A 21844-nucleotide genomic window follows, 5' to 3' on the forward strand; every position below is an offset into this window, starting at 1 on the left:
TTTAACGATCTTTTTGGCATGCAGTCCGGCTGGATGTGGCGAAGTCTCCGCTGAAGGCTTATGGAGGCATCCAAACGAATTCCTCATATTTCATTGATTCACTGCATGATCTGGGTTCTTCTCCCCCAGATCTGCGATGCGTTTGTCCCGGCGGTCGCTCCTAACCACTACGGCTGCAGCTGGTGCCGCCCTTGTTGGGAGCAGCGCCCAAGCCAAGGCAGTGCGTTCAGGTACCTCCGTTGACGTTGTGGTGATTGGTGGCGGGCTGTCGGGTTTGATCGCAGCACGTGCGATCAAACAGCAAGGACGCAGCGTGCTGCTTCTGGAAGCGAAACCCCGGATTGGTGGTCGGATGGTGAATCAGGCGGTTCCTGGGGGTGGCGTGGTCGATCTAGGCGGCCAGTGGGGCGGCAAAACGCACCACCGCTTTGCCGCGTTGACGGATGAGCTCGGTATGAAGCGTTATCCCTCCTATTACGACGGGAAAGGGGTTTTCCACTGGAACGGTCAATCCGTGACCACTGATCTTTTCATTCCTTCAAGAGGTCGATCGGTTTCTCTAACCCTGACGACATCGACCTGCCGGAGTCGGAGAAGCAGGCGGCTCTAAGGCTCTGGCAGACGATGCTGGCGATTGCTGAAACCATCCCACCGGAACAGCCCTGGACAGCCCAGAACGCCGCAGCCCTGGATGCACTTCCCGTGTCCCAGTGGCTGTCCGAACAGGGCGCCTCACCGCTGGCGATCTGGATGTTTGGTTGGATTTGCCGTGGTGGTGGGGCGCAAGTGTTTGAGCCCTATGAAGCGTCGATGCTGCATCTGTGCTGGACGATGGCCGTCTCACCACCAGGGACACCCCTGAAGAGTGGCTGCTGTACAGCGGTGCCGGCGAGGTTGCCAAGCGTCTGGCTGCTGAGCTTGGTTCTGATGTCCTCTTGAACGCCCCCGTTTCATCGATTCGCGAGACAAAGGGGAGGGTCACCGTCACCTACGGCGATGGTCAAACGATTAAGGCGACGTCAGCTGTCGTGGCGATCCCACCCGTCACGCGTTTGCAGATTCAGTTCCAGCCGCCTCTACCCCCGCGTTTTGTGCAGCTGATGCAGCGCACACCGATGCCATCGAAGTGGAAAGTTCTGGCGATTTATCCCAACGCTTTTTGGCGTGATCAGGGCTTTTGTGGTGCTGCTTCCGGCAATCTGTCCGTTCTCGAGCAAACGGCCGATGCCTGCCCACCGTCCGGCCGGCCTGGGATTCTCGCCAGTTTTGTGTCAGGTCAGCAGATCGGTCGTTTCAGCCAATTGAGTGATCGAGAGCAGCGCGAGCTTGTTCTCCGGGATCTTGAGATCTTTTGGGGACCGCAGGCCGCCCAACCTCTCGAGCTTGTGATCAAGCGCTGGACAGAAGACCCCTGGATCACTGGGGGTTATGGCATCACCCGCAATCCAGGGGCCTGGACGGCCTACGGATCAACCTGGCAGGAGCCCCACGGCCGGGTGTTCTGGGCTGGCACGGAACAGTCCACCCGTTGGCCTGGATATTTTGAAGGGGCGATTGAGGCGGGCCTGGTGGCTGCGCGTCAGGCCACGGCTGTCCTGACCTGACGGCTGTTTTGACCTGACGGCTGTTTTGACCTGATCGCAGACCTGACCTGACCAGCTCAGCTCTGGGCCATTGCCTTGGCCGAGGCCTGGATTCCAGCTTCGATGGCGCCCTCGAAGTAGCCAGGCCAGCGGCTTGAGGCCTCGGTTCCAGCCCAGTGCACCCGCCCATGGGATTGTTGCCAACCCTGGCCATAGGTAGTCCATGTTCCGGGGGTTACGAAACTGGTGAAGGCACCGCTGGACCAGGTTTCTTGGTTCCAGTTCTGCACGATCAGTTCCTCAGGTTCCCCGGCCTCTGAACCCCAGTACATCTTCAGATCATCGAGAACGGCCTGGCGTTGTTGCTTGGCGCTCATCTGCTGGAAGGCAACAGCTGCACTAGCGGTCACAAAGCTGGCAAGGATTCCCGGCGTGCCGCTCGGCAAGGAGCTGTCAGCCGTGAGTTCCAGGGTCTTCAGATTGCCAACGCCGAAGCCGTTGAGTCCCTTCTCACGCCAGAAGGCCGACTTGTAGATCGCAAACACCTTGATCATCGATCCCATCGGGCTGCGCTGCAGGAACGAGCGAGTTTCTGCCGGCAGATCGGGGCTGAAGGTGATGCGCTGACGCAGCGGAGGAGGAATGGCGACGATGGCGCTCTTCGCTGAAATCCTCCGCCCGCTTTCAAACCCGATGACAACGCCATTGTCCTGTTGTTCGATCACGTGCACCGGAGAACTCAGGCTGATGAAGGGATTGAGTTCGGCGGTCAGTCGCTCGGCGACCTGACCGGCCGCCCCTTTCAGCAACCAGGATTCAGGTGCTTCGTCCTGAGGCGCAACGGACTGCGTCCAGGCCAAATGAAGGATGGAGGCATCCCAGGGGTCAAAGCCTCCGGAACCTCCGACAACGGAGAGCCATTCCAGTTCGAAGTCGCTCAGTCTCGAAGCGCTGTTCTTCTCGCACCACGATCGGATGGTTGTGTGGTCCAGTTCGGTTGCGTTGGGTGCTGTCCAGGGTCGGGCTGGATCCACTGATTGGGCGATGGCGCGAAAGGCCTGCATCGCCGCTTTCGCTTTGGCGATCTGCTCTGCTGGTTGTTGGATCTGATCTCCTTCAAACAGCAGCACACTGTTGGAGGGCTTCTTGGCCATGTCGGCCACCACCCGCTTGTCGTCCCAAACCAGCACACCCTGGCCGTCGTAGTAGCTGGGGAACCGTTCGATTCCCAGCTCGTTCACCAACGTTTCAAATCGATGGTGCGTTTCGCCGCCCCATTGGCCGCCCAGATCAATCACGGCTCCAGTCCGGGTTGTCTGGCGGATCATCCTTCCGCCGGTACGGTTTCTGGCTTCCAGGATGTGAACACGCAAGCCCTGCTGCCGCAGTTGGCGTGCGGCGACCAGGCCGGATAAACCTGCGCCGACGACGACGACATCAACCTGGTCAGGCGGAGGCGACTGGGATGCCTGGCCAGTGTGTTGCAAAGCCAAGCTGCTCAGCCCGGCCAGTCCCGCACCGGCAATGAGTTCACGACGAGAGAGAGACAACTCCTGATCAGTCGATTGACTTCGTTTTAGCCAGCAACAACATCTCGGCAAATCGAGACCAGCTGCTGATCTCAACCGAAGTGAGAATGATCAGGTGGTTTCTCCGAAATGCCGTGATTCCGCTTTGAAGAACTCTTTGTTTGCAGAGTTTTGTCGGAGGAATCAAAAGCAGCTTCAATCCCTTGCCTGATCAAGCCTTGTAGTGGGCTTTGGCGTCATACAGCGTCTCGCTACTGATTTCCCGGCAGCCCACTTCACGGGCATAGGCCTCGGCATTTCGCCGGACCTTGCCACGGACAAAGAAGGGGATCTTCTTGAGTTCAGCTTCACCATCGATGGTCCAGACCGGAGAGTCCCCGTCGACATCTGGAACATCACTTGGTTCTGTTGAATCGCTCGCTGCACCGGAAACGCCAGCGTGTCCGAGATGGCTCTGGTGTCCGTCCACAAATTCAAAGTCGTGGCGGAACATACCGATCAGGTGTTCCTCCAGGCCCATCATCAATGGGTGTACCCAGTCGTCGAAAATCACATTTGCCCCTTCCCAGCCCATCTGCGGGCTAGTCCGTGCCGGAACGTCCTGCACGTGCATCGGTGTGCTGATCACGGCGCATGGGATCCCCAGTCGCTTGGCGCTGTGGCGTTCCATCTGCGTGCCGAGCACCAGCTCCGGAGCTGCTTCAGCCATGGCTGCCTCGACGGCCAGGTAGTCATCGCAGATCAGTGCCTCCAGCCCCATCGCCTTGGCCGCGGCCCGCACTGGCCTGGCCATCTCGCGGCTGTAGGTCCCGAGGCCAACAACCTTGAAGCCCAGTTCCTCTTTACAGATCCTGGCCGCCGCCAGGGCATGGGTGCCGTCTCCAAAGATGAACACCCTTTTCCCTGTGAGATAAGTGGAATCCACCGACTCGGAGTACCAGGGCAGGCGGGATCGCTGATGCCCCTCGCGGCGGTCGGGGGGATCCATGCCCAGCAGCCCGTGCACTTCACAGAGGAAATCGTGGGTGGCACCGATCCCGATCGGAACGGTACGGGAGAAGGGGATGCCGAAGTTGCGCTCCAGCCAGCTGCAGGTCGATTCAGCGACCTCGGGGTACAGGCAGACATTCAGATCCGCCTGGGGCAAACGCTGCACATCGCTTACGCCGGCTCCCAGGGGAGCAACGACCCCCACATCAATTCCATGCAAGGTGAGCAGTCGTTGCACCTCGAGAACATCGTCGCGACAGCGGAAACCAAGCAATGAGGGGCCAAGGAGATTGACCCGCGGTCGACGTCCCTCCTGCTTCCAGGCCCGTGGGTCGTGACTGGTCTGCTCTGGCACCTGTGCTTTCAGCAGACTGCGAACCAGCTGGTAGAAGGTTTCTGCGGCTCCCCAGTTCTCCTTCTTGCTGTAGGCGGGTAGCTCCAACGTCACGACAGGCATCTCAAGGCCCATGCCCTGGGCAAGGGCGCCGGGTTGGTCCTGGATTAGCTCCGCCGTGCAGCTTTCACCCACCAGCAGGGCATCAGGTTGGAAACGGTCAACGGCCTCGCGCACATGCCGCTTCACGAGTTCGGCGGTGTCGCCACCGAGATCGCGGGCCTGGAACGTGGTGTAAGTGACGGGCGGTCGCTGCCCCCGCCGCTCGATCATCGTGAACAGGAGATCGGCGTAGGTGTCCCCCTGCGGTGCATGGAGCACGTAGTGCACGCCCTGCATCGATGCAGCGATTCTCATCGCCCCTACATGGGGAGGTCCTTCGTAAGTCCAGAGTGTCAGTTGCATGATTCAGGCGTGTACAGGCTGGTCAGAGGTCATCGGTTGCAAGCCCGGGTGAATCAGTTCGCGACGGCGAAGCGGCCTGGAAAACAGCTCCGCAAGGTCACCGGCCTGGTCGATGCCGTGAATCGGACTGAACACCAGCTCAATCGACCATTTGGTGGCGATTCCCTCCGCTTCCAAGGGATTGGCCAGACCCATTCCGCAGACCACGAGATCGGGGGCGCTGTCACGGACGCGATCCAGCTGTTGCTCCACGTGCTGGCCTTCCATGACTGGGGTGCCCTCGGGTAAGAGGGCCAGTTCTTCGGCCATCTGCTCCCGATTCAGATAAGGCGTGCCGACCTCGACCAGTTCCATGCCGCACTCCCGTTGCAGGAATCGGGCCAGGGGCAGCTCCAGCTGGGACTCGGGCAACAGAAAAATCCGTTTGCCCTGGAGGATCTCCCGGTGCGGGGCCAGGGCCTTGCGTGCCCGCTCGACCAGGGGATCAAGGACGCTGGCAACACGCTCAGCTGCAATCCCAAAGTCCTGAGCCGCGGCCTCCATCCAACGGCGACTGCCCTCAGAACCAAGTGGAAATGGAGCGGTGAGCACCTTGGCGCCTCGGTCCTTCAACAACCTGGCTGTCTCCGTCAGAAAGGGTTGCGTCAGCAACACCGTTGTGCCGGCGCCGACGGGAGGAAGCTCCGTCGATTGACGCGGTGGCAGGCTGCGAATGGTGGAGATCCCGAGGCGGCTGAAGAGGTGGATCAGCCGATCCTCAACAGCGTCGGCGAGGGTGCCCACCAGCAACAGCTGGCGCTCGTCGCTGCTTGGCAGCAACGGAACCAGGGCGGCCAGGGCACCGTCTTCACCCTGGGTGAAGGTGGTTTCGATGCCGCTGCCGGAATAGTTCACCACCCGAACTCTTCCCTGCATGTCGTCGTTCAGACGTTCCGCAGCACGGGCCAAATCCAGCTTGATCACCTCGCTGGGACACGAGCCCACCAGAAACAAGGTTCGGATTTCCGGGCGCCGCTGCAGAAGTTCTCGGCAGACCCGGTCGAGCTCGTCATGGGCATCCGCGAGTCCTGCCAGGTCCCGCTCGCCGAGGATGGCTGTGCCGAAGCGTGGCTCGGCAAAGATCATCACGCCCGCGGCGCTTTGAATCAGATGGGCGCAGGTGCGTGAACCAACCACCAGAAAAAAAGCATCCGGCATGCGCCGATGCAGCCAGACGATTGAGGTGAGACCGCAGAACACTTCACGCGGTCCGCTCTCCTTCAGCAGGGTGGGCCCGGCCATCGGCCGCTCCAGATAGAGGATCTCCCTTCAACTTGCAAGATCACGGGCCCCGGACGCCAGAGTCAGCCCAAACTCTTTGGGATCAGTTCGGGTTTCACCCGCAGGCACAGCCCTTCATTTGTCGGATTTTGCTGGACGTTATCACTATTGATTGGCTAAAAGAGCTTAAAAGTGCTCATTGATTTTGACTGTCAATCCTGAGTTTTTAATCAGCAAAAATTTCTCGAGGCATACCAAAAAAGCGCTCAGCTTGGATGACGACAATATTCTTACTTACTACATTGACGATGTCAGTGGTGGCCAGATGTTGGCTGATGGCCGTTCGATTACGACCCTGGCGCATTCTGATGATGAGATTGCCTTCATTGAATCAATGTTTGATGATCTTGATTCGAATTTAGCCATTGATTTCGAGCGTGCTGCTAGTAGTAGGTCGTCTGATATCGATATTTATTCGGTTGTTAAAGTGAGTGGATGGGATCGCGATACCCTCGGTGAAGTGGCAGATCAGGAGAAGCAGCGCCGTGCTGGTTCCTGGTGGGATGTTTTGTGGCGTGACACCGACGGTAAAAATCGACAGAACAATAGTGATTTGTATTCAATTATTCATGAGACAGGTCACGCACTTGGCCTGTCTCATCCGAAGGAGAAGCCGTTCAGTCCAAGGTGGGATTCGTCCGATACGGTGATGTCTTACAACCCAAGTCCCGAGGGGTACAACACAAGTTTTTCCACTTCTGATGTTGAGGCTTTGCAGCTGATCTGGGGCCTTCCTGGTGGAAGCCAACAACCGGATTCAGGAGTCGAAATGCCAGTGCAGCAGGGTGGTTCTTCCAAAGAAGTCATTGGCAGCGGTCGGGCTGACGACTTGATTGGCGGTACTGGAGATGATGATATTTTTGGATTTGCAGGAGATGACTACGCGGATGGTGGTGCTGGGGATGATGTGATCTTTGGCGATCGAGGCGACGATATTTTAGTTGGTGGCAAAGGTGACGATATTCTTGAGGGTGGTAAGGGATTTAATCTTGCAGAGGGTGGTAGAGGTAGGGATCTGTTTGTGATTGCTCCCAAAGGTTATTTGGTGATTGATGATTTTCAAATCAAGCAGGATGACTTGTGGATTCTCAATAATGGTAAAACCTATTGGAATTGGGGTTGGGAAACCTCTGGTAATCGAACTTATTTATATGACATGAAAACAGGGGATGATTTCGCGGAGTTGAAGGGGCTCCACAACCTGGATCGAGCATCCGTGTTCAGTTAGCCGGCGCTAAGTGACAATCAGAGGCGACGTCGGAATCCATCATTGCGGAAGCTCTGATCACTCGCATCCAGTCGGCTGATCCGCCAAACGTTTCGGCTGACTTTCCGAGCAACAAGACCCCCACGTTCCACCCGCTCGCCGCCAGGTTTGGCGCCCATCAGGAAGCTCACTTCCGATGTTGTGAGCGGCGCTCCTGTCTCGATCGCCAGGGCTGTGAGCTCCAGTCGCTGACGCAGTTGACGAAGCTTCTCCGCGTCACTGCTGGTTGTTTCCAGCCAGGGAAGATCAACCTGGCCATCCTGTGCCAGGCGCTGCATCAGTCCAAAACTCACCATGCCGAGAGCCTGATCGGCATTCATCGGAACAGGAGTCTGGGACTGATCCGGTAAAGCCATGGTGAGCTGATGCGTTTCGCGGACGGTATCGGCTCCTTTTCAGGACGCAAGAGTGGCAACGACTGGCCTAGTGGGCGATCAAAAAGGCCATACGCGTCCGGTACACTCCCGCGCATGACCCGTTTCGCCAGCTTCGAGGCCCGGGAGCGGCGGCGTGGCGGAAGCTCACTCGTCACCGGGACTGAGGTGACCTCCCAGCATGGGGGGGCGAGCTGTGTTGTGACCACGGACTCCGAGTCGCCCCGGCTGCTGCGTCAGAACAGCCAGGTGCAGTCGATCGAACTGCGCACCCACGTGTTCATCGACTCGTTGCAGCCGCAATTGGCGGCCTACATGGGGTCGGTCAGCCAGGGATTTCTGCCCATTCCAGGAGACGCATGCCTCTGGATGGAGGTTTCACCGGGCATGGCGGTTCACCGCGTGACCGACATTGCCCTGAAAGCAAGCAACGTCCGCCTCGGCCAGATGGTGGTGGAGCGGGCATTCGGTTCGATGGCCCTGTACCACCGCGACCAAAGCACGGTTCTCCATTCCGGAGATGTGGTGCTGGAAGCGATCGGGAGCACGATCGATCAGCGTTCTCCAGCGGATGTGAGCTGGACTGAAGTCATCCGGGCGATCACCCCGGACCATGCCGTGTTGATCAACCGTCAGAACCGACGAGGTTCGATGATTGAGGCCGGGATGAGCATGTTCATTCTTGAGACAGAGCCGGCTGGATATGTGCTCATCGCAGCCAACGAAGCTGAAAAAGCATCCAACATCACCCTTGTGGATGTGAAAGCCGTTGGTGCCTTCGGACGTCTCACCCTGGCTGGGCGAGAAGGTGATGTTGAAGAAGCGGCGGCGGCGGCGATGCGCGCCATCGACCATGTGAACAGCAACGCGCGACTGCGCTGATTACTCAGATCGCTGCGCTTAGTTGAGGTGAAGCAGTTGACGTAACTGCGGCGCGAGGGCTCGGGCGGCTTTGCCACGACTGCCCAGTCGGATTAGCTGAGCGTGATTGAGCTCGCCATAGGTGCATCGGGCTTCACGCACCCACAGCAAGGACTCGTAGCACCCCCCTGGATAGGCGGGAGCAGTTAGCAACTCCCCCCAGCAGATGCCCTCAGCGGCGGCGACGCAGCTGCCTGAGGGATCGCTGATCACCATGGTGCTGCGAAAGCAGGCGCTTCGGTAAGGGGTTTGACCAACAGCACAAAGCAATTTCTCCAGCTTCAGAGCGTTTGTTTTGGCAAAGCGAGCAGAGAACAATCCGGGAGCTCCAGACAACGCATCAACTTCAAGTCCGGAATCGTCGGCCAGGGACCAATGACCTGTTCGCTGTGCCGCTGCAGCTGCTTTCAGTTCGGCATTCTCGCGGTATGTCGTTCCTGTTTCTTCAACGTCCAGATCGTCTGGTTGACGATCAACGGTGAGATCGAGCGGCGCAAGCATGGCTTCGATTTCAGCAATCTTTGTGGAATTACTGGTCGCAATAATCAGCTTGGGCTTCAAAGGGAACCGCAAAAACGGCCACCATTGTGATGGCTTGCAGTTGGTTTACGGGTAGAGATCTGACGATCGCGGGTTAGGTGAAACGGTATGGGTTGAACATTCCACCCCTCAGCAAGGCTTCGGGACCGCTTCAAGGCATGAAACTATGCAGCCCGAGGCGACTCGGCAACCTTCTGTCTGCAGGCCAGCACAGGATTTCCCACAGCAGTTCAGAACAGTCGGGGACAGGGTGATAAGCGCTGCTGATGATGTTCACTATGGACAGTGATTGCGGCTTGTTGGCGAATCGCTTGACGGGAGGAGCATCAGCAGAGCAGTCTCTGCGGCGAACATTCCACCTTTTCTTCCGGTAGGCAATGGCTAACGAAACCATGGGTATCGCTCTCGGCATGATCGAGACACGCGGCCTGGTCCCCGCCATCGAGGCAGCTGATGCCATGACCAAGGCTGCAGAAGTGCGCCTGATTGGTCGTGAGTTTGTCGGCGGCGGCTACGTCACAGTTTTGGTTCGCGGCGAGACCGGCGCGGTCAACGCAGCTGTGCGCGCTGGCGCTGACGCGTGCGAGCGCGTTGGTGACGGCCTCGTTGCAGCTCACATCATTGCCCGCCCTCACCGCGAGGTGGAGCCTGCTCTGGGTAACGGCAACTTCCTCGGTCAGAAGGACTGAGATCTTCCGTTGAGCCTCTGAATAAGGCACACGAACGTCTCACCCCCCCCCCCCTTACCGACCTAACGGAATTTCCCATGAGCAAGAAGTACGACGCTGGGGTCAAGGAGTACAGGGATACCTACTGGACTCCTGATTACGTTCCCCTCGACACCGACCTGCTGGCCTGCTTCAAGTGCACCGGCCAGGAAGGTGTTCCCAAGGAAGAGGTTGCCGCTGCTGTGGCCGCCGAATCCTCCACAGGCACCTGGTCCACTGTGTGGTCCGAGCTCCTCACCGACCTCGACTTTTACAAGGGTCGTTGCTACCGGATCGAAGACGTTCCCGGTGATAAGGAGTCGTTCTACGCCTTCATCGCCTACCCCCTCGACCTGTTCGAAGAGGGTTCAATCACCAACGTTCTGACCTCCCTGGTCGGCAACGTGTTCGGCTTCAAGGCCCTGCGCCACCTCCGCCTTGAAGACCTGCGCTTCCCGCTGGCCTTCATCAAAACCTGCTACGGCCCACCAAACGGCATCCAGGTCGAACGCGACCGGATGAACAAGTACGGCCGTCCTCTGCTGGGTTGCACCATCAAGCCGAAGCTCGGCCTGAGCGGTAAGAACTACGGCCGTGTTGTCTATGAGTGCCTGCGTGGCGGTCTCGACTTCACCAAGGACGACGAGAACATCAACTCCCAGCCCTTCCAGCGCTGGCAGAACCGCTTTGAGTTTGTCGCTGAAGCGATCAAGCTGTCCGAGCAGGAGACAGGCGAGAAGAAGGGTCACTACCTCAACGTGACCGCGAATACGCCTGAGGAGATGTACGAGCGCGCTGAGTTCGCCAAGGAACTCGGCATGCCGATCGTCATGCACGACTTCATCACCGGTGGCTTCACTGCCAACACCGGTCTGTCGAGGTGGTGCCGCAAGAACGGCATGCTGCTGCACATCCACCGTGCCATGCACGCTGTGATCGACCGTCATCCCAAGCACGGCATTCACTTCCGCGTTCTCGCCAAGTGTCTGCGTCTCTCCGGTGGTGACCAGCTCCATACCGGCACCGTGGTCGGAAAGCTGGAAGGTGATCGTCAGACCACCCTCGGCTACATCGACCAGCTGCGCGAATCCTTCGTGCCCGAAGATCGCAGCCGCGGCAACTTCTTCGATCAGGACTGGGGTTCCATGCCTGGTGTGTTCGCTGTTGCCTCCGGCGGTATTCACGTGTGGCACATGCCTGCCCTGGTCACGATCTTTGGTGACGATTCCGTCCTCCAGTTCGGTGGTGGTACCCACGGTCACCCCTGGGGTTCCGCTGCAGGTGCTGCTGCCAACCGCGTGGCCCTCGAGGCCTGCGTCAAGGCACGCAATGCCGGTCGCCATCTCGAGAAAGAGAGCCGCGACATCCTCACCGAGGCCGCAAAGCACAGCCCCGAGCTGGCAATTGCTCTCGAGACCTGGAAGGAAATCAAGTTCGAATTCGACACCGTCGACAAGCTCGACGTTCAGAACTGATTGTTTCTTCGGCCGGTTGATGCAACCGGCCAAACCCATTTCTTCAACCCAGGATCCCCATGCCTTTCCAGAGCACCGTGGGTGACTATCAAACAGTCGCCACCCTGGAGACCTTCGGCTTTCTCCCGCCGATGACCCAGGAAGAGATCTACGACCAGATCGCCTACATCATTGCCCAGGGCTGGAGCCCGCTCATCGAGCATGTCCACCCCAGCAATTCCATGGCTTCCTACTGGTCCTATTGGAAGCTTCCCTTCTTTGGTGAGAAGGATCTCAATCTGGTCGTCAGTGAGCTCGAGGCCTGCCATCGCGCTTACCCCGATCACCACGTCCGCATCGTTGGTTACGACGCTTACACCCAAAGTCAGGGTGCCTGCTTCGTGGTTTTCGAAGGGCGCTGATCGCTCTCTGCACGGTTCCGAGCCCTGACGTTTTCAGGGCTCCAGCATTTTCGGGGGGTTGCCCCCTCCACTCAACGACCACTCCTTCGGGCGGACATGTCCACACTCTCCAGTCGCGAACTCGCACTTGAGCGCCGTAAAGCGCTGACAACAGCCGGAAAAAAGGCGTCTGTCGCCGCCAGTTCCAGTGACAGCCGAGTGCGGACTGCTTCGGATGCACGTCCGACCCGGACACTGGCCAATGCTCCTGAGCCTGTTGCTCAAGCGCCGGCTGTGGCCGTTTCACGTGTGTCTGCGGTTGCTCCAACAGCGCGTTTCACTCCCACTGCAGCGCCTCGCGCGCAGGTGAAACCTCAGCGACATCCCAGTCGGGAACTTGTCCTGGCTCGCCGCGATGCCCTCTCACGACGCGGCAAGAAGGCTGATACGAGCAAAGATCGCAATCGTGCAGACGTTGCTCGCCAGACCAAGCCGGCCGCTGTTGCAGCTCCGGCTGTCTCCGAGGCGCCTGTTGTCGCGACGTCTCCAACGTCCGCTCCCCGTCTGAGCCCCAGACACGACCGTCGTTCGGCGACTCCGAAGCGCCGTGCCATTGAGAATCCCAGTCGCGCGCTGGTCCTGGCCCGCCGCGATGCCATGTCGAAACATGGCAAGACAGCAGGCAAGCAACCCACGAGTGCTGCGGCCGTTGCCCGTCAGGCCAACCCTGATCTCACCAGTCGCGAGCTGGCCCAACAGGTGCGCGAGCTGCGCGCCAAGGCCGGTGCCCGCAACAAGCAGGGTGCAGGCGTGACGCGACCAACCGGTCCCAACCGAAATGGTGCCAAGCAGGCTGCAGCAGCTGATGCTCACTGGAAAGTGGGCCAAAGCACCACAAGCACAGGACAGACGGTCACAGGCACGCAGGCCAACCGTTCCGTCAAGACCACCGGTAACGAGGCAAGTACCTGCCGCTCGATTACCGGAACCGAATATCTCGGAGCTGAAGTCTTCCAGACCTTCTGTCAGTCAGCTCCCGAGCCAACCACTCCAGCCAAGGTTCGCGTTACGGCCACCAGCCATGGCAACCGGGTCACCGGCAACGAAGTCGGTCGTTCTGAAAAGGTCACCGGCGATGAGCCCGGAACCTGTAAAAGCGTGACAGGCACGGAGTACATCTCGGCGAATCAGTCGGCTGCTTACTGCGGTAACGGTGTCAGCTCTCCTCGCAAGGTTGGTCACAGCCTCACGGAACAGGGGCGTCCCGTCAGCGGCGTGATGGTGGGACGTTCCGCCAGTGTCACCGGCGATGAAGCCGGAGCCAACCGCAGTCTCACCGGTGATCAGTATCTCGGTTCAGACCCTCTTCCCGAAGGACGTCCTGCAGCCAAGGTTGGCCTGTCTGGAACCCTCTCAGGTACGGGTGTCACCGGCACTCTGGTGGGCCGTTCCAGCCAGGTCACCGGTAACGAATTCGGCTCCTGCCACCGCGTGACTGGTGATCAGTACATCAGTGCCGAGCAGGTGAATGGCTTCTGCGGCGGCAAGCCCGAGCCCGAAGCCGCCAAAGTTGGTTTCAGTGTCACCAACCGCAACCAGGTGGTGAGCGGGACCCGCACCGGCCGCTCTGAGAACGTCACCGGTGATGAGCCCGGCAGCTGTCAGGCCGTGACCGGAACCCCCTATGCAGGCCTTGAGCAAGCCGGTCAAAACTGCGGAACCCCCGCTGTTCGAGCCATACGTGATCGCACCCCAGTGCGTCCCGGAACTCCTTCAGCTGCCATGACTGGGATTCAACCCGGCGTCGGCGGTGTGATGACGGGCGATGAGCGCGGCGCCTGTGAAGCGGTCACCGGTACTCCTTACGTCGGTGCTGATCAGCTGGCCGCTGCCTGCGGAGCCGACGCGCCTGCCGGAACAGCCACCCATGGTGAATCTCCCGAAGGAGCTCCCTGGACCCGTTTCAGTGTGGTTTCTCCCGCCCGCGCTGCTCAGCAGCAGCGTGATGCACGCTCCGGTGTAACCGGAACGTCTTACGAGCAGGGGAATCGCATCACCGGCCCTTTTGACATGGCTGGTGGCAAGGTGACCGGTACCGAGCAGTTCCGCTTCGATAACCGCGAGTTCCAAAACCGTCAGCAACAACGTCAGTTCCAACCCACCGTCGCTGTGGTCAGTGAGCCCACTGACAAGCCGACCTCCCGTGTCACCGGTGAGGGCTCATCCACCAAAGTCACTGGTGACGACTGGGATCGCGGGGAGCATGTCACCGGTACTGAGGGTGCATCGGCTCGCCGTCGTAACCCCAGCCGTCCCGGTCCGATGAGTGCCATGTCTCCTTTTGAGCGCAAGCGCAACGAGGCGAATGAATGGCCGGTTAGCCCTGTCACCGGTTCCAGCGGCAACACCGAGAAGGGCTCCCTGATCACCGTCTCAGGCGGCGCACGGGGCTGATTCACTGATGGTTCGCTCCAAGCCTCTCCGTGGCGGGCGACCTCAGGCCCCCTCGGCACCAACCCGTCGCCAGCTCCAGCAGTTGGCCAACAGCGACGATCACGCGCAGACGACTCAGGACACCGAGTCGTCTACACGCCAAGCTGCTTTGGAACGGCGCCGTGCCTTGACAACGTCAGGCAAAGCAGCGCAGCTGGATCACGGTTCTGTCGCTGGTGGTCGGATTCGCTCCAGCAAGGACGCTCAGCGCCCCGCTCCATCACAGCCGGCTTGGGTGCGGCGAGAGAAAGCAGTCACCCGGGCGGTGCCCTTCAATCTCAGTCGCACGTCGCTGCCGATTACCCATCGGCGCCATCCGTTGACGGATGCAGCGGCCAACGGCCGTCTCCAGGCTTATGAACAGGAGATCAAGGGCCGTTTCGATCGGATCGTTCCCTTGCTTAAGCAGGTTTCAGCGTTGCAGCATGAAACTGATTTCATCCCCCAGGCCCAACGGCTGTGCCGTGCGGAACTCGGATTCGACCTTCCGGATCACATCCTGCAGCGAGCCTGGGTGCGTCCTCTCGACATGCGCGCCCTGTTCGCCTGGTGCGTGTTCGAAAGCCATCGTCTGTTCAGTGACCGCTTCTTTCAGGACGACCCTCTGGAGGCATCGTCCGGCAGTGCCGCCTCAAGAGGCTTCGAACAGTTCCTGCTCGACTGCGGCATCCATCTCCTGGATCTCACTCCCTGTGCAGACGGCCGCCTGGCTCACACAGTGGCGTATGCCTTGCGCATTCCCTTCAGTGCTGTGCGACGGCGATCCCATGCCGGGGCCATGTTCGATGTGGAGAACACGGTGAATCGCTGGGTCAAAACAGAGCATCGCCGCTATCGCGAAGGCAATCCGAATCCCTCCACCGAACCCACCCGCTATCTGAAGGTGGTGACTTACCACTTCAGTTCCCTAGACCCTTCTCACCAGGGCTGCGCAGCCCATGGCAGCAACGACGAACTTGCGGCGGCAGCCGGTCACCAACGACTTCTGGACTTTCGTGAGGCGGTTGAGAACAGCTTCTGTTGCGGTGCTTCCGTTGATCTGCTCTTGATCGGCCTCGACACCGACACCGATGCGATCCGTGTCCATCCCCCGAGCCGTGACAGCGAGATGATGCTTGACCGTTGGCTTTGCGCCAGGGAATTGCATGCAGCCACGGCATCCATGACAGCGGATCAGGCCATGGCCCAAATCGCTGAAGCTGTTGAAAGCTCCGCCCCAGCTCCGATGGATGAAGGAATGGTCGCGTTTCTGAGCCGTTTGCTCGCCAACAACTTCTCCCAGATCGACTACGTCCAGGAATTGCACGGCGGCCCCTATCCCGACGCCGGCCATGCCGAGCGGTTCATCGGCGTTGGCATCGGCTTCAAGGAAGTGCATCTGCGCAACCTCACTTACTTCGCCCACCTCGACACGGTTGAAGAAGGCGCTCCTGATCTGGATGTCGGCGTGAAAATCTTTCGGGGCCTCAATGTTTCTCGAGATCTGCCGATTCCGGTCGTTGTGCGTTTCGACTACTCGGGTCGGGTGCCGGGTGCCCGTGAACGGGCCATTGCTGATTGCCAACGGGTGAATCAGGCCATCGCCGATCGCTACTCCTCTCTCGTCGATGAGGGGTTGCTCCACACTTGTCTCACCATTCGCGACCGTAACCAGACGGCTCCGGCCGAGGTCGTCGGTTCCACCCTCGATCCGCAACTTCCGGAGGCTCACTGATCATGCTCATCGTCAAGGTCATCAAGCCGCTCGTCTCCACCAACCGGATCCCTGATTTCGAGCACAAGCATCTGCAGGTGGTGCTCGATGGCAGCACCAAAAAGGTGGCTGTGGATGCCGTCGGTGCGAAACCCGGCGACTGGGTGATCTGCGTCAGCAGTTCAGCAGCCCGTGAAGCCGCCGGCAGCAAGTCGTATCCAAGCGATCTCACGATCGTTGGGATCATTGATCATTGGGAACCCGATCCTCCCAAGACGTCGGCTCCGGCTCCGTCCCCGACCCCCAGCAGCACACCTGCAGGAGGCAAGTCCAGCTGATGGAGATCATGCAGGTGATGGGCACGTTGATCTGCTCCTACAGAGTTGCAGGGCTGGATCACATGCATCTGCGCGTCCTCCGCAACAACAAGGGCAAGAAGCTGGTGGCCGTTGACCCCGTTGGTGCCCGCGAGGGCAACTGGGTGTTCACCGCCAGCGGTTCGGCGGCCCGGCATGCCTGCCCGGACAACACCGTTCTCACCGATCTGACCATCGGTGGAATCATCGACTTCTGGAATCCGGACGGATAGGGATCACCCATCTCCCTCCGCCGTTTCCGTTCCGTTTCCACACCTTCACTCCCATGGCCACTCCTTCCCCCTCTCCCCGTCGTCGTACGACCCGCAGTTCCGCTGCGGCGAACAAGACCGTGGATGTGAAGCCTGTGGCCAGCACGTCTGCAGCAGCGTCCACCCCCGCAAAAGCGGCTCCTGCGGCAACCACGCGGCGGTCCACAGCGACAACGCGACGCAGCAGCGCGGGTACAACAGGTTCAGGAGGTGGCTCTGCAATCTCCCCTCCAGCAGCGATGCCCTCCTCAGGGGTGCCCGGCGTGGCTCTCGGCATGATTGAAACCCGTGGCATGGTTCCTGCCATCGAGGCTGCCGATGCCATGACCAAGGCAGCGGAGGTCACTCTGGTTTGCCGTGAGTACGTCGGTGGCGGTTACGTCACGGTGATGGTTCGAGGGGAGACCGGCGCTGTGAATGCCGCCGTGCGCGCTGGTGCCGACGCCTGTGAGCGGGTCGGTGATGGCCTGGTTGCGGCCCACATCATTGCCCGTCCCCATAAAGAGGTGGAACCCGCCCTCAGCGGCAGCGGCGCTCTGCGGCGCAGCTGATTTTCAACGCCGTTCCTGACGGACCTTCACAAAGATCCCCCATTCCCGTGACTGGCGCTTAGATTCGCCGCCCAGTCAGCGACCAGCCCGATTCCGATCCCGCTTGCCGTTTTGACCTCGGAGCTTTCATTCCCGCTTCAGACCGCCTGGCTGATCCCGATCTACGGATTCGCCGGAATGGTTGTTTCACTCCCGTGGGCCTCCGGTTGGTTCCGCCGGCAAGCCCATCGGACTGCGGCGTACCTGAATATTCTTCTGAGCCTGCTCGCCTTCGTCCACGGCAGCCTGATCCTGCAGGAGGTGTTTCAGAGCGGTCCGGTCGATCTTGCCTTCCCATGGCTCACCGTTGCCGATCTTGAGCTGGACATCAGCTTCAGTCTCACCCTCAACAACCTGGTGGCCCTGGAGCTGATCACAGGCCTGAGTCTCTTTTCCCAGGTGTATTCGCTGGGATATATGGATAAGGAATGGGCTCTGGCGCGATTTTTTGCACTGCTCGGCTTCTTTGAGGGAGCGATGTCAGGGGTGGTGCTCAGTGATTCGTTGTTTCAGAGCTACTTCCTGCTCGAGATGCTCACCCTCTCGACCTATTTATTAGTGGGTTTTTGGTATGCGCAGCCACTGGTTGTCACCGCTGCTCGAGATGCGTTCCTCACCAAGCGCGTTGGTGATGTCTTGCTGCTGATGGGTGTCGTGGCTCTCTGCAGCTTTTCAGGCGTGATGGGATTCACCGATCTCTATGCCTGGGCGGCCCGCGACACCCTCACTCCTTTGGCAGCCACCTTGCTGGGTCTTGGCCTGATTGCGGGGCCGACAGGCAAGTGTGCCCAGTTCCCGATGCACCTCTGGCTCGATGAGGCTATGGAGGGTCCCAATCCCGCCTCGATCCTGCGCAATTCCGTCGTGGTCACCTGTGGAGCCATCGTGCTGCTCAAGGTGATGCCGATTCTTCAGTACTCGCCAGTCACCCTCGTGGTGCTTTTGGTGATCGGAACCATCAGTGCCATCGGCGGGTCTCTGGTGGCGATCGCGCAGGTCGACATCAAACGCACCCTGTCGTATTCGACGACGGCCCATCTGGGACTGGTGTTCATCGCGATTGCTCTGCAGATCCCAGTCCTGGCCTTACTGCTGCTCTACACCCATGCCGTTTCCAAGGCGCTTCTCTCGATGAGCGTGGGTGGGGTCATCGCCTCCACCAACTGCCAGGACATCACCGAGCTGGGCGGTCTCGCCAGCCGCATGCCAGCCACGACAACGTCCTATCTGGTAGGTGCAGCTGGTCTTGTGGGCTTTCTTCCCCTGGGCGGCTTCCTTGCCATGGCCCAGGGCATCGAGCTGCTCAGCGTGCGCTCCATACCGTTCATGGCGGTGTTTCTGATCACCAATGCCCTCACGGCCCTCAATCTGGTGCGCGTCTTTCGGCACGTGTTCCTGGGTGATTCGCTGATCAAGTCGAGGCGTGCAGCTGAAGTGAACTGGCAGATGGCGTTGCCAATGGTCGCTCTCAGCGTGGTGGTGGTGCTCACTCCTGTTCTGCTTGTGCGCCTGGAATCACTCGAAGGACTCCTGGCCTTTCCCCTCTGGGCTGCAGCATTGGTTGTGGGCAGCGGTCTGATCGGTCTCGTGGCTGGTGGCCTGGCTCCGCTCAGCAAAGCCTGGTCCCGTTCGCTCAATCCTCTGTTGCGCGCCGTTCAGGATCTCCTGGCCTACGACTTCTACACCGAGAGCTTCTACAGAATCACCATTGTCAATGTGGTGGCAGGGTTTTCGCGGTTGGCGTCCTGGTTTGACCGCAACGTTGTCGATGGCGTGCTGCACGGTGTGGCCCGCTTCTCCCTCGCCAGTGCCGACAGCCTCAAGCTCAGTGTCAGCGGTCAGAGCCAGTCCTATGTGCTCACGGTTCTTGTGGCCATCGTTCTTTTCCTCACGTCAGTGAGTTGGTTCCTCACCTGACCGATCCGATGCTGCTTTCCTTACTGCTTCTGATTCCTTTCTCCGGTGCCCTGGCGCTGATCCTCTGGCCCGGTGAGTTGAACCACGGCCGATTGCGGATCGGGTCAATCGTGATTCTGGCGATTCAGTGCCTGGCCAGTTTTGCGTTGCTGTTTCGTTTTGATCCAGCCGATTCAGGGCTGCAACTGGTGGAACAGGCGCGTTGGGTTCATTCCATCGGACTGGATTACGCCCTGGCGGTGGATGGATTGTCCCTGCCGCTCGTTCTGATGAATGGGGTTCTTTGTCTGGTTGCGGCGATTGCTTCCCGTTCCATCGAAAACCGTCCCCGGATCTATTACGCCCTCCTTCTGGTGATCAGCGGCGCGGTGAATGGCGCATTCCTGGCGCAGAACCTGTTGCTGTTTTTCCTGTTCTATGAGCTGGAACTGATTCCCCTATGGCTGCTGATTGCTGTCTGGGGTGGCAGCAACAGAGCCTATGCGGCTACCAAGTTTTTGATCGTGACTGCGGTTTCGGGGGTTTTGATCCTCGCCGCGTTCCTTGGCCTGGCCTTCGTGACTGGAACGATGGATTTCAGCCTGCGGCCGGTGTTGAGCGGTGAGCTCGGCATGGTCAGTCAGCTGATTCTGATGGGGGCTCTGCTGATTGGTTTCGGCATCAAGATTCCGCTGTTTCCCTTCCATACCTGGTTGCCCGATGCCCACACAGAAGCCTCAACGCCGGTGTCCGTTCTGCTGGCTGGTGTGCTGCTCAAGCTAGGCACCTACGGCTTGCTGCGTTTCTGCCTTGGTCTTTTCCCTGAGGCATGGCATGTCGCCTCACCCTGGCTGGCTGGCTGGGCAGCGATTTCTGTTTTGTATGGGTCCCTTGCAGCCATTGCCCAGACAGACATGAAACGGATGGTGGCCTACAGCTCGGTGGGCCATATGGGCTATGTGCTGCTGGCTGCCGCGGCGGCCACTCCTCTCGGGCTGATGGGGGCTCTGTTTCAAATGGTCAGCCATGGCCTGATCTCGGGTGTTCTTTTTCTGGTTGTCGGTGTGGTGTATGCCCGCACCGGCACAAGAGATCTGAATGTGCTGCGTGGACTGCTCAATCCCCAGCGTGGCCTCCCTCTGACGGGGTCTTTGATGATCATCGGTGTGATGGCCAGTGCCGGTATCCCAGGGATGGCCGGCTTCATCTCCGAGTTCCTGATTTTCCGCGGCAGTCTGCAGCCGTTCCCCGTGGCCACGTTGCTCTCGATGGTGGGGTCTGGACTCACAGCGGTTTATTTCCTCCTCCTGGTGAATCGTGCCTTCTTCGGACGCTTGGCCATCGCCGCCGGCGAAGTGGTGAATCCCCGTATTCTTCAGATCGTTCCATTGCGGGAGCAGTTGCCTGCCATTGCTCTCACCCTTGGAGTTCTGGCGCTTGGCTTGGTGCCGGAACTGCTGTCCGGACTCAGCGAATCAGCCACCACGGGTCTGAGCCAGTTGAGTGAGGCACTGTCATGACTGCAACCACCACGCGTCCGCTTCAACCCCCAGTTCTGCCGGATCAGGAGGAACTGATCCGGCGTCTTCTTAGTGACACCCCGTTGCTCAAGGACACGCCGGACCACCTGCTTCAGGTGGTGAATGTGCTGGAAAGCTATGGGATCGTTCTCGACGCCTACAGCAAAAATCTGGTGGATCAGGGGCAGAAGCAGCTGCTCAACCCGTTCCCCGTGATGCGCTTCTTTCATGAGGGAATCACGCCAAAGCGTCTTTGGGATCATCTGCTTGGAGACCGCATCAATTTCGAATACGCCGAGTACTGCCAGAAAGCCATGTTCTGGCATGGCACTGGTGGTTTGGATGCCTATCTCGACAGTTCTGAGTTTCAGGATGCCTGTCAGCGAATCATCAGTCGCAAGTCGGCGCGGGACCCGTTGATTGGAATCACCAACCGTTTGTATCCGGGCTTCGCTCCGGAATCGATTCGCTCGCTCACCACGATCTATTGCCTGGGCCTGTTCTGGCGTGTGATGAGCGATTTATTTGTTGATCTGGCTCGGCGCTATCGCATCGGCGAGGTGGCCTGCGTCAAGGATGTTGTGCATCACATCCGCGATGGTCTTGTTGCAGCAGCCGGCAGTCCAATCACTTACAAGGTTGTGATTGCTGGGGAAGAGATCTGGGTGCTTCCTCCGGAAGCTGGGCTCACCTTTCTTGTTGATGTCGCCGTGCCGTATGTGGAGGCCGTGTTTTTCCGTGGCATGCCATTCCTCGGCACGGTGTCGTACAACGCCCAGGCTCGTCAGATCTCACCGGACATCAGTGATTTCAAGTACGGAGCTCTTTACGCAGACCCAATCCCCAGCATGGGAGCAGGCATCCCGCCCAGTCTCTGCATGCAGGACATGTATCGGCATCTGCCGGACGAACTCACCCGTTGGTACGACGACCATGCCCGAGGGCAGGTGGACGTTCATGTGCAGATCTGCGTGAGTTTCCAGAAATCAATGTTCTGCGTGACCAATGGAGCCATTGCCGGCACGATGCCACATTCCCTCGACACGAATGATCCAAGTGAACAGGCGGCCAACCATTCCTATGCGAAATCCTGGGCTGGTCGCCTGATGGGCTGCCAAAGGGTCGCTCTTCTTTGAAAT

General features: G+C 59.4%; 21 protein-coding genes. 16 read left to right on the forward strand and 5 right to left on the reverse strand.

The window, feature by feature from the left end; translation table 11 throughout:
• Positions 1 to 136: 136 nt before the first annotated feature.
• The 3 genes from SYN9616_RS0101215 to SYN9616_RS0101220 are packed head-to-tail and all read left to right on the forward strand — an operon-like array spanning position 137 to position 1604.
• The gene (locus tag SYN9616_RS0101215; RefSeq protein ID WP_028951504.1) at positions 137 to 610 is read left to right on the forward strand and encodes an FAD-dependent oxidoreductase; all 474 of its coding nucleotides are present in this window, start codon (positions 137 to 139) and stop codon (positions 608 to 610) included.
• 14 nt (positions 611 to 624) lie between these two features.
• Positions 625 to 939, forward strand: coding sequence for a hypothetical protein (locus tag SYN9616_RS16950; protein ID WP_156918615.1), 315 nt, complete (start codon positions 625 to 627; stop codon positions 937 to 939).
• Entirely contained in the window at positions 822 to 1604 is a 783-nt protein-coding gene (locus SYN9616_RS0101220) for an FAD-dependent oxidoreductase (protein WP_028951505.1), read from the forward strand. Before SYN9616_RS16950 ends, SYN9616_RS0101220 begins: the two co-directional genes overlap by 118 nt.
• A gap of 56 nt (positions 1605 to 1660) precedes the next feature.
• On the opposite strand, the gene SYN9616_RS14925 is transcribed toward SYN9616_RS0101220, so the two are convergent.
• From SYN9616_RS14925 to SYN9616_RS0101240, 3 genes are all read right to left on the reverse strand, one after another.
• Positions 1661 to 3133: an FAD-dependent oxidoreductase gene (locus SYN9616_RS14925; protein ID WP_051410896.1), complete on the reverse strand. Its 1473-nt coding sequence runs from the start codon at positions 3131 to 3133 to the stop codon at positions 1661 to 1663.
• A 190-nt stretch (positions 3134 to 3323) separates the two neighbouring features.
• Positions 3324 to 4901 (reverse strand): ferredoxin:protochlorophyllide reductase (ATP-dependent) subunit B, encoded by a 1578-nt coding sequence (locus SYN9616_RS0101235; RefSeq protein WP_028951506.1) that lies wholly within the window; start codon positions 4899 to 4901, stop codon positions 3324 to 3326.
• A 3-nt stretch (positions 4902 to 4904) separates the two neighbouring features.
• A complete protein-coding gene (locus SYN9616_RS0101240; protein ID WP_028951507.1) occupies positions 4905 to 6182 on the reverse strand; it encodes a ferredoxin:protochlorophyllide reductase (ATP-dependent) subunit N in 1278 nt (425 codons plus the stop codon).
• Between the two features lie 178 nt (positions 6183 to 6360).
• On the opposite strand from SYN9616_RS0101240, the gene SYN9616_RS18130 reads away from it, so the two are divergent.
• Positions 6361 to 7449, forward strand: a complete 1089-nt coding sequence (locus SYN9616_RS18130) for a hypothetical protein (protein ID WP_051410897.1) — start codon at positions 6361 to 6363, stop codon at positions 7447 to 7449.
• 17 nt (positions 7450 to 7466) lie between these two features.
• Here the strand turns inward: SYN9616_RS18130 and SYN9616_RS0101250 are convergent, their stop codons facing one another.
• Positions 7467 to 7844, reverse strand: coding sequence for a hypothetical protein (locus tag SYN9616_RS0101250; protein WP_028951508.1), 378 nt, complete (start codon positions 7842 to 7844; stop codon positions 7467 to 7469).
• A gap of 114 nt (positions 7845 to 7958) precedes the next feature.
• On the opposite strand from SYN9616_RS0101250, the gene SYN9616_RS0101255 reads away from it, so the two are divergent.
• Entirely contained in the window at positions 7959 to 8744 is a 786-nt protein-coding gene (locus tag SYN9616_RS0101255; RefSeq protein WP_028951509.1) for a BMC domain-containing protein, read from the forward strand.
• An 18-nt stretch (positions 8745 to 8762) separates the two neighbouring features.
• On the opposite strand, the gene SYN9616_RS0101260 is transcribed toward SYN9616_RS0101255, so the two are convergent.
• Complete coding sequence (locus tag SYN9616_RS0101260; RefSeq protein ID WP_037990556.1) at positions 8763 to 9344, reverse strand: non-canonical purine NTP pyrophosphatase; 582 nt, start codon at positions 9342 to 9344, stop codon at positions 8763 to 8765.
• A 356-nt stretch (positions 9345 to 9700) separates the two neighbouring features.
• On the opposite strand from SYN9616_RS0101260, the gene SYN9616_RS0101265 reads away from it, so the two are divergent.
• The 11 genes from SYN9616_RS0101265 (at position 9701) to SYN9616_RS0101315 (ending at position 21841) form a co-directional block, all read left to right on the forward strand.
• Complete coding sequence (locus SYN9616_RS0101265; RefSeq protein WP_006169870.1) at positions 9701 to 10012, forward strand: BMC domain-containing protein; 312 nt, start codon at positions 9701 to 9703, stop codon at positions 10010 to 10012.
• 77 nt (positions 10013 to 10089) lie between these two features.
• Entirely contained in the window at positions 10090 to 11505 is a 1416-nt protein-coding gene (locus tag SYN9616_RS0101270) for a form I ribulose bisphosphate carboxylase large subunit (protein WP_028951511.1), read from the forward strand.
• Positions 11506 to 11564: 59 nt separating this feature from the next.
• Positions 11565 to 11906 carry a ribulose bisphosphate carboxylase small subunit gene (locus tag SYN9616_RS0101275; RefSeq protein ID WP_028951512.1) on the forward strand — a complete coding sequence of 114 codons (342 nt, stop codon included), beginning with the start codon at positions 11565 to 11567 and terminating at the stop codon, positions 11904 to 11906.
• A gap of 96 nt (positions 11907 to 12002) precedes the next feature.
• A complete protein-coding gene (locus SYN9616_RS0101280) occupies positions 12003 to 14339 on the forward strand; it encodes a CsoS2 family carboxysome shell protein (RefSeq protein WP_028951513.1) in 2337 nt (778 codons plus the stop codon).
• Positions 14340 to 14346: 7 nt separating this feature from the next.
• Positions 14347 to 16092 carry a carboxysome shell carbonic anhydrase gene (locus SYN9616_RS0101285; RefSeq protein WP_028951514.1) on the forward strand — a complete coding sequence of 582 codons (1746 nt, stop codon included), beginning with the start codon at positions 14347 to 14349 and terminating at the stop codon, positions 16090 to 16092.
• A 2-nt stretch (positions 16093 to 16094) separates the two neighbouring features.
• Positions 16095 to 16409 carry a carboxysome peptide A gene (locus tag SYN9616_RS0101290; RefSeq protein ID WP_028951515.1) on the forward strand — a complete coding sequence of 105 codons (315 nt, stop codon included), beginning with the start codon at positions 16095 to 16097 and terminating at the stop codon, positions 16407 to 16409.
• Positions 16409 to 16660 carry a carboxysome peptide B gene (locus SYN9616_RS0101295; protein ID WP_028951516.1) on the forward strand — a complete coding sequence of 84 codons (252 nt, stop codon included), beginning with the start codon at positions 16409 to 16411 and terminating at the stop codon, positions 16658 to 16660. The genes SYN9616_RS0101290 and SYN9616_RS0101295 overlap by 1 nt, the downstream gene beginning before the upstream one ends.
• A gap of 53 nt (positions 16661 to 16713) precedes the next feature.
• Complete coding sequence (locus SYN9616_RS18135; protein WP_028951517.1) at positions 16714 to 17250, forward strand: BMC domain-containing protein; 537 nt, start codon at positions 16714 to 16716, stop codon at positions 17248 to 17250.
• 111 nt (positions 17251 to 17361) lie between these two features.
• Positions 17362 to 19206, forward strand: a complete 1845-nt coding sequence (locus SYN9616_RS0101305; protein ID WP_028951518.1) for an NAD(P)H-quinone oxidoreductase subunit F — start codon at positions 17362 to 17364, stop codon at positions 19204 to 19206.
• 8 nt (positions 19207 to 19214) lie between these two features.
• Complete coding sequence (locus tag SYN9616_RS0101310; protein WP_028951519.1) at positions 19215 to 20705, forward strand: NADH-quinone oxidoreductase subunit M; 1491 nt, start codon at positions 19215 to 19217, stop codon at positions 20703 to 20705.
• Positions 20702 to 21841 carry a CO2 hydration protein gene (locus tag SYN9616_RS0101315; RefSeq protein WP_028951520.1) on the forward strand — a complete coding sequence of 380 codons (1140 nt, stop codon included), beginning with the start codon at positions 20702 to 20704 and terminating at the stop codon, positions 21839 to 21841. The genes SYN9616_RS0101310 and SYN9616_RS0101315 overlap by 4 nt, the downstream gene beginning before the upstream one ends.
• Positions 21842 to 21844 lie beyond the last annotated feature (3 nt).

Source organism: Synechococcus sp. CC9616 (assembly GCF_000515235.1).
GTDB lineage: Bacteria > Cyanobacteriota > Cyanobacteriia > PCC-6307 > Cyanobiaceae > Parasynechococcus.